Annotated in this window: 2 protein-coding genes; one reads left to right on the top strand and one right to left on the bottom strand. The window is 22.3% G+C overall.

What is annotated here, in order from left to right; translation table 11 throughout:
* Window positions 1-159: 159 nt before the first annotated feature.
* Complete coding sequence (locus AC8IG9_RS06430) at window positions 160-738, top strand: hypothetical protein (RefSeq protein WP_507425961.1); 579 nt, start codon at window positions 160-162, stop codon at window positions 736-738.
* An 8-nt stretch (window positions 739-746) separates the two neighbouring features.
* Here AC8IG9_RS06430 and AC8IG9_RS06425 read toward each other — a convergent pair.
* The coding region (locus tag AC8IG9_RS06425) for a hypothetical protein (protein ID WP_507425989.1) at window positions 747-1,164 on the bottom strand (418 nt) is incomplete at its 5' end.

The raw sequence follows: 1,164 nt of genomic DNA, 5'->3' as shown, positions 1-1,164 counted from the left end.
AAAAAAGTACCTTGCCGAACCGATGGTTCGTCATCGGTAAGGTAACCAAAAAAGTACCTTGCCGAACCGATGGTTCGTCATCGGTAAGGTAACTAAAAAAAAGTAACTAAAAAAGTTTATTTATATTATTTTTTATATTATTATATTATAATATATTACATGACAACTAATTTACAAGAAGAAGAAATAGTAGGTGTATTAACAAATTTTGGTCAAATAATTCCTGTAAAAAGAGGTGTTGAAAATAATACAAATTTACCAGTTATAGATAAAAATTTTTATCCAGATGCAGATAACTATTTATCAAAACAAAAAAATATAAAAAATAACGAAGAAGAGTGGTCTGAGATTAGGAATAAAGAACGTGAAAATATATTTTTAATTAAAAAAAGATTAGGTAAACAGATTTCAGAAAATGAAAATATAAAAAATGATATATTAAATATTATTAAAAAAACAGATGAAACTAAAATGAAAAAAATAGAACTTTTAAAAAATATATTTAAAAATGTATTGAATATAAAGACGTCGTTAGTCGACAAGGTACCTTTAACAGATTTAGAATTATTAGATATAGCAAACGAAGTAATCAATGATAATGTAGAAAATTTATTACTAAATAATGTTGTAATGGAAAATGTATATAATCCAAATGAAATAAAACATATTGATACTGAAAGTATTTGGTTAAATATAAATGATATTACAAATTGGTTTAAAAAATATGAAATTAATTGAAAAACTTGTTAAAAACTTGTTACAACTTTAATATAAAATTCTAGTTTTTTAGTTTTATTATCTTTACATGTAAATTGTAAATATGGATATTCACCTTGATCCCATAAAATATCAAGGTCATCTCCAGAATTACACAATTTATTAATTACACCATTATCCATTCTATTTGTTTTTGATATAGCAAAAATAGCATTGGCAAATTTAGAATTTATTATAATAAAAAATGCACCAGTGTCTCTTATTGTATTACAATAATATGTATTAATATACCCAACTCCAGTTTTTTCATATTTTGATATATTTGTAGACATGTAAAAGGAATCTTGATCTTTAGGTGTCTTTGTAATAAATAATTCTCCAAAAGATTCACTTAAAGATTCTATATTAAAAAAAAATGACATGTTATTAAAATACTTTTTTAAAAAA

It is taken from the genome of Candidatus Allofontibacter sp. (assembly GCF_040404065.1).
In the GTDB taxonomy this organism is placed as follows: domain Bacteria; phylum Pseudomonadota; class Alphaproteobacteria; order Pelagibacterales; family Pelagibacteraceae; genus Fontibacterium.
Note: the sequence above shows the minus strand (reverse complement) of the source record. Positions and strands in the feature narration are given on the sequence as shown.